Below are 14,040 nucleotides of genomic sequence, written 5' to 3'. Positions count from 1 at the left end.
ATGCCTCATTTTTTTGGATAACGGTTTTCTAGTTCACTAACCTGCTCAGCAGTCAATGTGGTAAAACCTTGCTGGCGCAACGTAATATATAAACGAGCTGTATCTTCTAACTCTTCCGCATTGAAGAAAGCTTGCCTTAAGGTCTTCCCGCCAACCACTGGACCATGATTGGAAAGCAGTACCGCATTATGGTTAGGTGCTAATTTCTCAATTTCTTCACCAATACGGTCATCTCCCGGTGGTAAATATTCAATCAGTGGTAGTTTGCCAACTCGCATCACGTAATAAGGCGTGATTGGTGGTAAGCAATTACGGTTATCTAATCCTGATAGGCAAGATAGCGCCGTTAACCAAGGTGAATGCAAATGCACTACCGCTTGGCAATCAGGACGTTGCCGATACATCGCCATGTGCATTGACACTTCTTTCGTTGGCTTATCACCATCGATCCAATTGCCTTCTGGATCTAACTTACTCAATCTTTCAGGATCTAAATCACCAAAGCTTGAATTAGTGGGTGTCACAATAATATTGCCATCGGGAAGTTTGGCACTGATGTTTCCAGCCCCACCACTGCTATAGCCACGGTTAAACATCGATTTAGCCCAATCAGCTAACTCTTGGCGCAGCGCCTTCTCTTCACTCATCAAACATCTCCTGTGCGTACTGGAAGAAATTCTCTTGCCCAAAATTACCTGACTTGAGTGCCAACCAATAACCGCTAGTTAAATCTTCTACCCATGGAACCCCTGGTGCGATAGGCGCTCCAATACTTAATTGTTCAGTACCTAGGCTTTGCACGACTTTGCCTGATGTCTCACCACCAGCAATAATGAAAGTGTTATAGCCCTGTGCTTGTAATAACTTAACTACTTCACCAAAGATATTTTCTACCGCTGTACTTGCTGCTTCAGCGCCATAATTTTCTTGGATTTTTTTCAATATCTCAGGGGGTTGTGTGGCATATAACAATGGTGCTAAACCTGTTGTTTTCTGCGCTTGCACCCAAGTGACAAGCTGTTGTGCATAGTGTGGATTCTCAATACATTCGCCCACATCAAGCACTTTTGCAGGTGCAATTTGTTGGTAACACTGAACTTGCTTATTCGTCATCACAGAACAACTGCCTGACAAAATAATTGTTTTACGACCTTGTTTAGAGGGTTTCGCGCCACGCTGACTTCCTGCGCCCCATTCACAACCTGTATCAACATTTGCCAGTGCTGCGCCAAGGCCAGATCCGCCTGTTAGTAATGGCATTTCTTTTACTGCTTCGGCGATAGGTAATAAGTCATTCATGGTTAATGAATCAACCACAACATAGCTTGCCCCTTGTTCAGCCAAGGTGAGTAAACGCTGTTTAATCACAGCACTACCTTGCTGGATGTCTTGCAATGCAATCAGCCCTGCTTTACCTTCAGACTGTTTTTCCATCACTCGCATCAAGTTAGCATCCGTCATGGGTGTCACTGGATGATGCTGCATACCACTTTCATTTAACAATTGGCCATTAACAAACAGATGTCCATGAACAACTGTTCGGCCATTAATTGGCAGTGCAGGGCATATCAAAGCCTGTTGCGCATTTAATTGTTTCATCAACGCATCAGTCACTGGGCCAATATTCCCCTTTTCAGTCGAATCAAAAGTGGAGCAATATTTAAAGAAAATTTGCTGACACTGAGCTTGCTCTTTTAACCAACGACAAGCGTTTAATGAGGCATTGATCGCTTCATCAACAGGACAAGAACGACTTTTCAGGCTGATAACAATTGCATCAACATCCTGTGGTACTACGGTATTTGCATCAGGTTCATTGAGTAACTGAACCACTTTCCAACCGTTTTGTACCATAAAACCAGCGATATCGGTCGCTCCGGTAAAGTCATCGGCGATCACACCTAGTTTTACTGTCATACCATTTTCTCCGGTAAAGAAATGCCTTTGAAAGTTTTGATTACTGCACTGTCATCTTGAAGGCCATAACCTTCATTACTGGCAGAAATAAACATTTGATGAGCTGTTGCTGCAATAGGCAGTGGGAAATTGAGTGCTTTGCCTGTTTCCATCACCAACCCTAAATCTTTTACAAAAATATCAACGGATGATTTCGGGGTATAATCACCATCAAGCACGTGTTGCATACGATTTTCAAACATCCATGAATTGCCAGCTGCATGAGTGACAATGTCATACATCATATCAAGGTCGATACCCGCTTTGGCTGCGAGTGCCATGCTCTCTGCTGCAACGGCAATATGCACACCTGCTAGTAGTTGGTGAATGGTTTTTACCGTTGAGCCAAGACCGACCTCATCACCTACTCGATATAAACGCTCTGAAATGGCTGAAAAAACCGCTTGTAACTGTTCAAATAGATGAGATGGACCCGAAGCCATAATGGTCAATTGGCCTTGTTCAGCTTTTAAAGCTCCACCTGAAATTGGTGCGTCCATTAATGGTAGTTGGTATTGTTGCAAGCGCTGAGCGATCTGTTTTGTTTGCACAGCAGATAATGTGCTATGCAAGACAATAATCGTCCCTGCATTCAGTTGTTCGACTAAAGGAGCATCACCGCCAAACAGTATCGACTCAACTTGTTTACCATTGACCACTACAAGCAATAGCGCTTGGAGTTGCGGTGCATATTCAGCCGCATTTTGCCCTACCGCAACGGCACCTGCTTGTTTTAAGATTTGGCAGGCATCTTGGCTAAGATCGAAGCCATAAGTTGGGATCTGATTTCTTATTAATGATTTTGCGATCCCCATTCCCATTGAGCCAAGTCCAATGACTCCAACATTGCTAATGACATTTTCCATAACAACCCCTGATGTTGTTAATCTTTGTTATTGGTGTGAATTTTCACACAATAAAATTCACAAACACATGATGACCATCACATTATGAATAATATAAAAAATAAACAATTAAAACCCAACCACCTGATAAATAATCAATTATAATTTTTCACAATTCACAAAACCTTTCACACTACAGTGTGATAAAAAATGTGATATGACCCAAATTGATACTTTTGTGATAATTTGTGAAGGAAACTTATCAATGATTACATTCAGTTGTTAGCAATCGCACCATTTTTGATTGACGCACCGTATAAATTCGCCAAAATAGCCGATTAATTAATTTTTAGTGGTTTTAGCGCGATAGCAAGGAGTAAAAATGGGTCTGTTCGATCAACTGGTCACTATGGTTGCAGGGGATAAAATGAGTCAGTTTCAATCTGTTGTTGAATGGATTGATAAGCAAGGCGGGTTAGCCGGAGTGGCTGATAAATTTAATCAACAAGGCTTAGGTGACATCATTCAGTCATGGATCGGTAATAGCGAAAACTTGCCTGTTAGCGTTAATCAGCTTATTCAAGTGTTTGGTAATTTAGATATTCAGCAACTCGCACAAAAAGTTGGGTTTGATCCACAAGAAACGGCTGAGCTGATTGCTAAATATTTACCAAAACTGGTCAGTAATGCGACCCCAGAAGGCGTGATCCCAGAAAATGTCGATTTAACGGCAGTTGGCATGAACATGCTAAAAGAAAAACTGTTTGGTTAATCATCATTAAAAAAAACAGCAGGTTAGCGTTTGCTTAACCTGCTGTTTTCTTCTTTACTAATAAACTGTTAACTAGCTTTGATATTCATTTCTCAGCTTTTTCGCTGCTTCAACCATGTTGGCTAATGATTGACGAGTCTCTGTCCAACCACGTGTTTTCAAACCACAGTCTGGGTTCACCCATAAACGTTCTACCGGCACACGATTTGCTGCTTTTCTCAATAGCGCGACAATCCATTCGACATTCGGTACGTTTGGTGAGTGAATATCGTAAACACCCGGCCCAATCTCATTAGGATAGTCGAAGTCTTCGAATGCATCTAGAAGATCCATATCTGAACGCGAAGTTTCAATGGTGATCACGTCTGCGTCGAGTGCTGCAATCGAATCCATGATGTCATTGAACTCGCAATAGCACATATGCGTGTGGATCTGTGTATCATCTTCTGCAATCGCTGCGCTGAGTTTAAAGGCATCAACCGCCCAATTTAAGTATTCAGCCCACTCATCTTTACGCAGTGGCAGCCCTTCACGCAGTGCTGGCTCATCAATTTGAATAATCCCAATACCTGCTTTTTGTAAGTCGTCCACTTCATCACGTAACGCTAACGCAATTTGCTTCGCAATCGTTTCACGGCTAACGTCTTCACGTGGGAACGACCAGCAGAGGATCGTGACAGGCCCTGTCAACATGCCTTTGACCGGCTTTTCTGTCAAAGATTGAGCGTACTTAGCCCACTCAACCGTAATGGCTTCAGGACGACTAATATCACCAATGATGACAGGCGGTTTTACGCAACGTGAACCATAGCTTTGTACCCAGCCGTTTTGAGTAAATACATAACCGTCAAAATGTTCACCGAAGTATTCCACCATGTCGTTACGTTCTGCTTCACCATGCACCAAAACGTCGATATCAAGCAGCTCTTGCTCTTTAATCGCTTGCTTAATGTGCTCGCTGATATTGGTACGATAATGCGTTTTGTCAACATTGCCTTTTTTGAAGTCAAGACGCAGTGTTCTAATATCACTGGTTTGTGGGAACGAACCAATCGTTGTTGTTGGCCACAGCGGTAAATTGAAACGTTCACGTTGGCGCTGTGCTCTTACTGGGTATGCGCTATTACGCTCTGCATCGCCTTCACGGATCGCTTGTAAACGCTTAGCTACCTCAGCATTGTTAACTCGCGTCGATGTTTTACGTGCACGAATTGGCGCACTGTATTGTTCTAACTCAGCTATATGCTGTTCTGTTGGCTGATTAAGTGCTTTGCTCAATAGGGCTAATTCAGCACATTTTTGTAGTGCAAATGCAAACCAACTTTTAACCTCTGCATCCAAACGAGTTTCATCATTGAGATCAATTGGGCTATGCAGCAACGAGCAAGATGAACCGATCCATAATGTACGCTGACCTAATAGCGGTTTTACACGCGCAAATTTTTCACCTAAATCGGCTTTCCAAACGTTACGGCCGTTGATAATGCCTAATGATAATACCCACTCTTGAGGTAACGCATTGTGTAAGTTGGCAATATCATCACGCCCTGCAACCACGTCTACATGCAAACCCTGTACTGGCAATTGCTTGATCACGTCTAAATGGTGGCTGATACCATCAAAATAGGTGGTTAAGAGTAGCTTAGTTTTTCCTGTAAGGGCTTGATAAGCCGTTTTGTACGCCTGTTGCCATTCGGTAGGCAAATCTAGAACTAGTGCAGGTTCATCGATTTGTACCCATTCAACGCCTTTTTGCGCTAAACGTGAAAGAATTTCTTGATATACAGGTAATAACTCATTCAGCAAAGATAAACGATCGAATGATTCACCTTTAACTTTACCTAGCCACAGATAAGTAATTGGGCCAATTACGACAGGTTTGATGTTATGACCCAAAGCAAGCGCTTCATCGACCTCATCAAATAACTGTGTCCATGACAAACTGAATTTTTGCCCTTTTTGAAATTCAGGCACGATGTAGTGATAATTAGTATTAAACCACTTGGTCATTTCCCCCGCTGCCGCTGGCTTACCGGTTGGTGCACGACCGCGAGCCACACGAAACAGTGTATCTAAATCAATTGAGCCATCTTCATTTTGATGACGTGGAGGTACGTTCCCCAGCAGCAAGCTTGTGGTGAGTACTTGGTCATACCAAGCAAAATCGCCAACAGGTAACAGGTCTACGCCCTGCTCTTTTTGTTGCTGCCAATGGCGAGCACGTAATTCACGCCCAGTCTCTAAAAGTGCGGCTTGGTCAATCTTGCCTGCCCAATAATCTTCTTGTGCGCGTTTTAGTTCTCTTTTCAGACCGACACGAGGAAAACCAAGTGTATGATTTATAACAGACATATTGACCCCTTAAAATATTTAGCCGTCTAGATGTTTACACATCTATAATCAACAGGTACTGTATAAAGCACAAGCGCAAATTATTCATTGTCATCTTGAAGGTTTCTCATGATCGAATTAAAACATTTAAAAACGCTGCAAGCGCTCAACCAACACGGCTCATTAGCCGCCGCTGCAACGTACTTACATCAGACTCAGTCTGCTTTGTCACATCAATTTAGTGACTTAGAACACCGCCTTGGCTTTAAGTTATTTGTTCGTAAAAGCCAACCGCTGCGTTTTACGCCACAAGGGGAAGTATTATTACAACTCGCACAGCAAGTGCTACCGCTGGTGAAAGATGCGATCCGTATTTGTAATGAACCCGGAGTTTCAACGTTGCGTATTGCAATTGAATGCCATAGTTGTATTCAGTGGCTGACACCTGCATTGCAGCAATTTAGGCAAACTTGGCCACAAGTTTCTGTTGATTTTAAATCGGGGGTAACCTTCGACCCACAGCCTGAGTTACTGTCAAGAGAGCTGGATATTGTGCTGACATCCGATATTTTGGCTGACAAAGAAATTCACTACACACCGCTATTTGATTATGAAGTGAAGCTGATTGTGGCGAATGATCATCCATTAGCAAGAAAGCCAATTATTGAGCCGCACGATCTCGCTGATGACACTTTGCTAATTTACCCAGTACAGCGTAATCGTTTTGATGTATGGCGACATTTCCTCCAACCCGCTGGCGTTTCACCAAATATTAAAACCGTCGATAACACGCTGATCTTAATTCAAATGGTCGCGGCAAAAATGGGCATTGCTGCATTGCCTCATTGGGCGGTAGATTCATTCGAGAGGCAAGGCTTGATCACAACAAAAACGCTAGGAAGTGGTTTATGGAGCCGGTTATACGCTGCCTGCCGTGAAGGTGAGCAACGCCAACCAGCTATTGACGCTTTTACTAAAACAGCGGCTAGTCACGCTGTGGAGAACTTGTCTTATGTGAAGGCGGTAAAAGTATCCAACGCTTATGCACCCACAGAGAAGCAACAATTAGGCTTGCTCCAATGGTAAAATTCAGCCAATCTGGATGTTGTTGCCAAATAGCGAAATTTACCAGTAACCCTGCTGGAACCATCATGTTATTCATAATAGCAAGGGTTCCGGCATCCACTTTGGTTGCACCGTAATTCCACATAAAATAACCAATACCTGAGGCAACAACCCCCAGCCATAATAAAACCCACCATTGTGCATGAGTTGTGGGTATCATCGTTTTATTACCAAAGAGCAGCCACCCAGTGAGCGCCACTAGCGTTGCGCCAATATAAAACCATGAGAAAGCTTGATGCTGTGGGATCGGATGAACTTCCATCAAACGCTTATAACCTACCTGACCAACCGCAAAGAAAATATTTGCCAACTGCACAAACACAAGCCCTAGCCAGAAAGATTCGCTCAAGTGATCATAACGAATGATTGCTGCACCAATAACTGCCAACAAAGAACTAAACAAATAGCCCTTTCGTAGCCGTTGACGTTCCAATAAATCATAAATCAATGTTACATAAAGGGGGGTTAACACCGTAAATAAGAGGAATTCTGCAACACTAAGGTATTTATAAGCTTGGAAAACAAAGAAATACATAATACCTAGTTGGCATGCACCTACTAACATATACAGTGCTATGATTTTGGCACTAAAACCGCGCCAACGTAAAAATGGCAGAAAAACGAATGCGGCAAATGCAACCCGTATTAAAACAGATAACCAGCTGTCTACTCGCCCAGCAAGAAATTCCCCAATCAGACTAAAAGACGCTGCCCAAAGCAGCGTCGTAATTACCAATAACCACATGATGATATCGTTCTCAAATAGAGCTTGTTTATCTTTAAAGGTGAGTTTTTATTCAAATTAAAAACATTTTAAATAAGGCGAGAGGTTCGCCACCTAGTGACTAGAGAAGAGCCTCTCAACATCGTATCAAATAAGTAAAACGTTCTTTAATCGAACTCGTAGGGCAACACTCAAACCATAAAGAGTTAGCCAATTAATCAGTCTGTTTTTTAATCTCTTATATGATCAGTAAAGATAAACAGGCGCTAATGTTCCTTATCTATCAAAACCGCTTCTAATAAGTCGAGATCAACCAGTAACGATTGCAATGTTTCATTACTGATCTTGCGTGTTGCACGTAAATGATATAATTCACCGCGTTCAGCACGTAATGCCGTTAATCGAAAACGTCGTTCAAGATCTTCAATCAATAAGTTATGGTCGATTTCATCTTGCCCCGCCGTACGCCGACGTAAGTAACCCGTAACCCTAGAAGCCACCTCACTGATATCTTCAGGATCCAACTTTTCATCAACATCAGCAGATAAACGCTCTTCCATCTTATTTAAACTAACAATCGCAACTTCAGCCATTGCAGCTTTTGCCATACGAATTTCATTGATGTCAGCTTCTTTATCACCGACTTTAAAATTATGCAGTAGCAGCGGTAACGCTATCACACCAGCAAAGATTGAAAATAAGATCACCCCTGCGGCAATAAATACCAGTTGATAACGCGCAGGGAATGGTGAGCCGTCACTTAAAAACAACGGAACAGAGAGCACACCAGCTAAGGTGATCGCACCACGTACCCCGGCAAAGGAAGCTAGCCATAATTCACGCACAGTATAGTTGGCAAACTGTAATGGTTTTTTCTTTAAGAATAGGCGACTAAACCTTTTCATTAACCATAACCAGCAAAAACGTAAAATCAGTAAAGCAAAATAAATAACCGCAACCGCAGCAAATAGCATCCATGTTTCAACACTAGGATCCAGTTCTGCTTGGATCACTGAAGTCTGCCAAATTCCCGGCAGCTGCAAGCCTAGCATGATAAATACCAGACCATTAAATACGAACTCTAGCATTGACCAAACGCTGTCCGCACGTAACCGCATCGCCAGTGGCGCATTACGGATCACACCTGATTTGGTAATTGTCATCCCTGCTGCTACCGCAGCTAAAATGCCTGAAAAACCAATATGCTCTGCAATCATGTAGGATGCGAACGGTAGCAATAACATAAAGACGATCTGTGTTGCGGGATCATCACCGCTCCAGCGGCTCATTAGACGTAAAGACTTACTGTATACCCATGTCACCACGACACCCGCTAATAAGCCCCCCACAGCCACTTTGAAGAATTCGATAGTCACCCCTGAAACGGAGAACACCATGGTTCCCATCGCAATAGCGACCGCGAATTTTAAAGCCACAAGGCCGGAAGCATCGTTCATCAATGCTTCCCCTTCTAGCACACTCATCATGCGCTTAGGTATACGCCCCTTACCGACAATGGAAGAGAGTGCTACCGCATCGGTTGGTGAGAGTACCGCCGCAAGTGCAAAAGCAGCAATTAAAGGGATCCCCGGCATCAGCCAATATATTAGGTAACCGATCCCCACAACGGTGACCAATACCAGTACTAACACAAGGATGAATATCTCTCGACCATTCTGGAAAAATTCACGTGTTGGTGTTTTCCAACCATCAACAAATAGTAGAGGTGGGATCAGTAACACCATAAATAATTCAGGGTCAAATGTGACATGCAAGCCGAACTGAGGCCATGCAAGCAAGGCACCTATCGCGATTTGAATTAAGGGTAATGGAACACGAACTGGGAGGACTTTTGTCACTACACCAGAAACAGAAACTGCCAAGATCAAGATAAGAATAGTAAAGAAAATTTCCATGTTGCCCTTACTGATTAGCTAAACGAACCAAAACCCAAATATGGCCCATCGCAACAGAATATTTGGTAACTCGTTAGGCCATAAAATTTTTCAGTAGCCAGCAACTCGTGAAAACCCGCAGGTTTTACTTGATTCACCGCCTTATACCTACACTCGTGATACTTCAAGTTGCAGCGTTTTTCGTTAAGGCATCGTGACTGTATTCATTCGCGCCAGTTACATACTACTGTATGCTCCTCGCGACTCATTCATTAGTCGCCTAGCTGCACCTCGAATTATTTAGAGTATATTCTATCGTTAACTGATGCTTAGTCGGGAAAATTATTCAAACTTTAAGATTAATCGCGATAATACATTAGAGGGCGGTCATCATGACCGCCATAACAGATTAAACGGTGCTATATTGCCAGATCAGCAGCATAAAACGCCACCAAAAGCACTGCGATAACCACAGTTCCAATGTTTAGCTTACGCCATTCCCCTGCAAAAATACGCCCAATCACAAGTGCTGCAAAGCCCAACATAATACCTGTAACAATATTACAAGTAAGAACGATAAACACGGCACATAATAAACCAGACATTGAATCAACAAAGTCATCAAAATCTAACTTAGACACGTTACTTAGCATCAATAACCCCACATACATCAAAGCCGGTGCTGTTGCATATGCGGGAACCAAATACGATAGCGGAGATAAAAAGAGGATGAAAAGGAACAGAACGCCAACCACGACAGCAGTTAAACCTGTACGCCCCCCAGCGGCAGTACCTGCTGCTGATTCAATGTACACTGCGGCTGGAGATGCACCGATAGCCCCTGCGAAAATGCTACTGACGGAGTCGGCAGTTAAAGCCTTACCACCATCAATGATCTGACCGTCTTTATCTAGCAAATTGGCTTGACCAGCAACCGCACGAATGGTACCTGTCGCATCAAATACCGCAGTCATCACAAGTGCCAATAGACTTGGCAATACCACTGGTTGTAAAGCCCCCATGATATCCATATTAAAAATCAGCGATAAGCCATCTTCTCCCAGAGACGGTAGCTTAAAGAAGCCTTGGTATTTGACCGCAGGATCAAAAATCAAGCCAATGATTGAAATCGCAATAATGACTAACAACACACCACCCGGTACACGGCGTTTTTCTAAACCAAAAATCACAGCTAGACCAGCGAGAGCCATCAATACAGGGAAAGACGTAAAATCACCAAGTGCAACAGGTAAGCCTGCATTCGGGTTTTTAACCACTAAACCAACACCATTTGCTGCAATGAGTAGTAAAAACAAGCCAATACCAATACCTGTACCATGCGCAATTCCCATTGGCATATTACGTAGGATCCAACTACGGATCCCCGTGACAGAAATAATGGTAAATAAGCATCCCATTAAGAACACTGCGCCTAAAGCGACTGGAATACTAATTTGTTGTCCTAATACCAAGCTAAAAGCGGTAAATGCAGTCAATGAAATCGCACAGCCAATCGCCATAGGTAAATTAGCCCATAGCCCCATCAGCAGTGAGCCAAAACCAGCAACTAAACAAGTCGCAATAAACACGGCGGTAGGAGGAAAACCTGCTTGTCCTAACATTCCGGGAACAACAATGACGGAATAGACCATTGCCAAGAAGGTGGTTAAACCCGCAATGATTTCACGGCGAACGGAGGAGCCGCGCGCTGAAATTTTAAAATATTTATCCAATTTACAATTGGTTGAAGCCTGTTGGCCAGACATGGAGATACCCCTGCTAAACATGACTAAACGCGACCACACCCACTGACGAAAACGATTACCTTTTTAAAAAACAGAACGATCCATTAAGACATGACCTCAGTGAATGGTTCGTGACGCAATCGTTTGGCTTTATTGATACGGGATGGCGGATAATGAAGCGTGCAATTATCAATCGAAATAGGCGTGATGATCAAGTGTTTTCGAGTTAAGTCGAGTGATAGTCCAAATTACCTATAACTTAAGTTAAATTACCACTCTTGTTTCTAAAAATCCGCTTGGAATATCTCCATCTACTTAAAACTCCCCTAAGCACGGCTAATCGCCAAATGAATGGAACACGAGAAGAATACAGCAGTAGATGAGGAGTAACGAATGAATATAATCACGATGCCTTGACGAACGGTGCGATAACATGAAGCATAGCAGCATATGCCGAGTTGCAGCTAAGCGACAAGCGAAGATAGTCGGGGGAGCATAGATAATCGCGAGCGTCGCGTAGTCTCTTATGTCTTAACAAAAAGCCCTGCAACTTGCAGGATGACGAGTATATTCAAAAAAGTCATACATGACAGAGAATTAAGTGCTTAAATATAGCCATATTTAAGTTCTAAAATAGATTTCATACCCCGTTTAAGTGTAGTTAATAAATATTTTGTTATAATTAAAGACGTTTTTCGTAAAGAATGATAAATATTCGATTTTAATTATTAAAAAATCAGTTTTATGAATGACATTTATTAGAAAGCATTTTTCTTTGTTAGCCTATACTCTAGCCATGATAAATTAAATTAAAATTAACTTTAAATTCATAATATTAAAATTTTCCATTGTTGAGCTTTAATTTAATTTCACTAAGATAGAATCCAATTTCAGCAAAAACTATCAATCGCGAATATATATTCACTGTAGAAATAATGCAAAAATTATCATTACCTAAGAACTTGTCATTCATTTTATTTGTTGGTTTTCTAATTATCTACCTTTTGCCTGGTATTTATGGGCATACCCCGTGGAAACAAGATGAAAACTACAGCTTTGGTATTATTCAAACCATGTTTGAAACCGGTAACTGGCTAGTCCCCACCAATGCGGGTGAACCCTTTATGGAGAAGCCTCCTCTTTATTACTGGGTTGCTACCATAACCTCTCATCTATTGTCTGGATTTATGCCACTTTATGATGCAGCGCGTAGTGCAAGTTTGCTGTTTATGGTCGTTAATTTTTCCTTCTTTATCTTACTTGCTCGTCGTGCCTTTAATACCAATGATTTCAATGACAAACGTATTTGGATTGCTTTTGCTTTGTATGTCTGCGCTCCCGGTATCTTACGGCACAGCCACGATATGTTCACCGATGTGGCGTTAATTACAGGAGCAACTATTGGTTTATATGGTATTCAAGGGCTGATACGCCAAGAAAAAATCATTATGTCTGCACTATGGCTAATGATTGGCACCGTAATCACAATGTTATCAAAAGGCTTGTTTGTACCTGGTGTGCTATGGCTCAGTCTACTACTTGCACCCATCTTCCTGCCTCAATGTCGTCAAAAAATGTTCTGGTTACCGGCAATTATTGCTGGGTTAGTTGCTCTTTTATTGATTTTGCCTTGGCCTATTTTATTATACCGCCAGCACCCCGACCTCTTTATCACATGGATTTGGGAAAACAATATTGGTCGCTTCTTAGGTTTTTCCGTTGAAAAACTAGGAGCTAAAGCAAATTTAACCCGTATCCCTTCCGCTGTTGCTTTTTTTGCTCTGCCATCAGGGATACTGGCCGTTCTTTACTTTTTTAGAAATCCATTAAAACGCTTACACAATCCCAATATTTACTTGGTCACCATGTTTCCTTTGTTAGGGATCTTACTTTTACAAATTTCTGCTAGTGGACGTGCACTTTACCTACTCCCTTTTATTGCATCGCTGGCGATACTGGGTACGCATACCCTGTTACGCCTACCTGAAAAAATCTTGCGCATCTTTTCCCATTTTTCAGCCATGTTATGGTCCCTATTGATTATCTTTTTGTGGGCCTGCTACTTCGTCGCTTTAGCAGATAAAGCATCAACATGGCTAGCCCCATTTGGCAGATGGCTCCCCATGAGCTACCAAATGTCATTTTCAATATGGGGATTTATCGGCGCACTTCTCTTAACTACCGTGTGGTTTTCAAGAAGTCTCTTTGTGAGCCCACAGATTGCATTACGCGCTATACAAAACTGGGCGCTCGGTATGTGTATTATGTGGGGAGTGATCTTAAGCTTATTTGTAGGCTGGATTGATTATAGTAAAGGTTTTGAAACTGTATTTGTTGACTTAAACCAGCAACTAAAAGGCAACTATAAAGCTGATGATTGCATGGCTTCCGATAACATTGGTGAATCAGAAGCGCCAATGCTGTATTACTACACAAAAATCTTACATCAACGACAAGATCGTTTCGAAAAGCCTGAACAATGCCGTTGGTTAATCGTCTTATCAAAACAGATTAACCCACCACCATCAGGTATGACGCTATTTTGGACCAATCATCGTCCTGATGAATTTACAGAGAATTTGGTCGTCTATAAGGCAATCGAATAAGTGGAGATTGGGTGTAATTATTGACACCCAATTAATGACGA

General features: G+C 42.3%; 10 protein-coding genes. 3 read left to right on the top strand and 7 right to left on the bottom strand.

Annotated features, from left to right (window positions below; genetic code table 11):
* Nucleotides 1–5 precede the first annotated feature (5 nt).
* From M1E96_RS02605 to ltnD, 3 genes are read right to left on the bottom strand one after another with little or no spacing between them, the layout of a single operon-like run.
* Complete coding sequence (locus tag M1E96_RS02605) at nucleotides 6–647, bottom strand: aldolase (protein WP_070927603.1); 642 nt, start codon at nucleotides 645–647, stop codon at nucleotides 6–8.
* Nucleotides 640–1,917, bottom strand: coding sequence for a 3-oxo-tetronate kinase (gene otnK, locus M1E96_RS02600; protein WP_272581087.1), 1,278 nt, complete (start codon nucleotides 1,915–1,917; stop codon nucleotides 640–642). Before otnK ends, M1E96_RS02605 begins: the two co-directional genes overlap by 8 nt.
* Entirely contained in the window at nucleotides 1,914–2,822 is a 909-nt protein-coding gene (gene ltnD, locus M1E96_RS02595) for an L-threonate dehydrogenase (RefSeq protein WP_272581088.1), read from the bottom strand. Before ltnD ends, otnK begins: the two co-directional genes overlap by 4 nt.
* Nucleotides 2,823–3,183: 361 nt before the next feature.
* Between ltnD and M1E96_RS02590 the strand changes: the two genes are divergently transcribed.
* Complete coding sequence (locus tag M1E96_RS02590) at nucleotides 3,184–3,573, top strand: YidB family protein (protein WP_318708174.1); 390 nt, start codon at nucleotides 3,184–3,186, stop codon at nucleotides 3,571–3,573.
* Between the two features lie 72 nt (nucleotides 3,574–3,645).
* Here the strand turns inward: M1E96_RS02590 and metE are convergent, their stop codons facing one another.
* Nucleotides 3,646–5,925, bottom strand: a complete 2,280-nt coding sequence (metE, locus tag M1E96_RS02585) for a 5-methyltetrahydropteroyltriglutamate--homocysteine S-methyltransferase (protein ID WP_272581090.1) — start codon at nucleotides 5,923–5,925, stop codon at nucleotides 3,646–3,648.
* A gap of 108 nt (nucleotides 5,926–6,033) precedes the next feature.
* Here metE and metR point away from each other — a divergent pair, with 108 nt between their 5' ends.
* Nucleotides 6,034–6,990: an HTH-type transcriptional regulator MetR gene (gene metR / locus M1E96_RS02580; protein WP_319068394.1), complete on the top strand. Its 957-nt coding sequence runs from the start codon at nucleotides 6,034–6,036 to the stop codon at nucleotides 6,988–6,990.
* On the opposite strand, the gene M1E96_RS02575 is transcribed toward metR, so the two are convergent.
* From M1E96_RS02575 to M1E96_RS02565, 3 genes are all read right to left on the bottom strand, one after another.
* Entirely contained in the window at nucleotides 6,890–7,774 is an 885-nt protein-coding gene (locus M1E96_RS02575) for a carboxylate/amino acid/amine transporter (protein ID WP_369427357.1), read from the bottom strand. The genes metR and M1E96_RS02575 overlap by 101 nt on opposite strands.
* Nucleotides 7,775–8,019: 245 nt before the next feature.
* The gene (locus M1E96_RS02570) at nucleotides 8,020–9,669 is read right to left on the bottom strand and encodes a Na+/H+ antiporter (protein WP_140179026.1); all 1,650 of its coding nucleotides are present in this window, start codon (nucleotides 9,667–9,669) and stop codon (nucleotides 8,020–8,022) included.
* 398 nt (nucleotides 9,670–10,067) lie between these two features.
* Nucleotides 10,068–11,414 (bottom strand): NCS2 family permease, encoded by a 1,347-nt coding sequence (locus tag M1E96_RS02565; protein WP_070927591.1) that lies wholly within the window; start codon nucleotides 11,412–11,414, stop codon nucleotides 10,068–10,070.
* Nucleotides 11,415–12,328: 914 nt separating this feature from the next.
* On the opposite strand from M1E96_RS02565, the gene M1E96_RS02560 reads away from it, so the two are divergent.
* The gene (locus M1E96_RS02560) at nucleotides 12,329–13,999 is read left to right on the top strand and encodes a glycosyltransferase family 39 protein (RefSeq protein WP_337979769.1); all 1,671 of its coding nucleotides are present in this window, start codon (nucleotides 12,329–12,331) and stop codon (nucleotides 13,997–13,999) included.
* Nucleotides 14,000–14,040 lie beyond the last annotated feature (41 nt).

Origin of the sequence: Providencia sp. PROV236 (assembly GCF_033676985.1) — a bacterium.
In the GTDB taxonomy this organism is placed as follows: domain Bacteria; phylum Pseudomonadota; class Gammaproteobacteria; order Enterobacterales; family Enterobacteriaceae; genus Providencia; species Providencia manganoxydans.
Note: the sequence above shows the minus strand (reverse complement) of the source record. Positions and strands in the feature narration are given on the sequence as shown.

Coding starts and splice junctions, on each gene's coding strand:
- M1E96_RS02605 (WP_070927603.1), bottom strand. CDS start 647: ATGAGTGAAGAGAAGGCGCTGCGCCAAGAGTTAGCTGATTGGGCTAAA.
- metE (WP_272581090.1), bottom strand. CDS start 5,925: ATGTCTGTTATAAATCATACACTTGGTTTTCCTCGTGTCGGTCTGAAA.
- otnK (WP_272581087.1), bottom strand. CDS start 1,917: ATGACAGTAAAACTAGGTGTGATCGCCGATGACTTTACCGGAGCGACC.
- M1E96_RS02565 (WP_070927591.1), bottom strand. CDS start 11,414: ATGTCTGGCCAACAGGCTTCAACCAATTGTAAATTGGATAAATATTTT.
- ltnD (WP_272581088.1), bottom strand. CDS start 2,822: ATGGAAAATGTCATTAGCAATGTTGGAGTCATTGGACTTGGCTCAATG.
- metR (WP_319068394.1), top strand. CDS start 6,034: ATGATCGAATTAAAACATTTAAAAACGCTGCAAGCGCTCAACCAACAC.
- M1E96_RS02590 (WP_318708174.1), top strand. CDS start 3,184: ATGGGTCTGTTCGATCAACTGGTCACTATGGTTGCAGGGGATAAAATG.
- M1E96_RS02570 (WP_140179026.1), bottom strand. CDS start 9,669: ATGGAAATTTTCTTTACTATTCTTATCTTGATCTTGGCAGTTTCTGTT.
- M1E96_RS02575 (WP_369427357.1), bottom strand. CDS start 7,774: ATGTGGTTATTGGTAATTACGACGCTGCTTTGGGCAGCGTCTTTTAGT.
- M1E96_RS02560 (WP_337979769.1), top strand. CDS start 12,329: ATGCAAAAATTATCATTACCTAAGAACTTGTCATTCATTTTATTTGTT.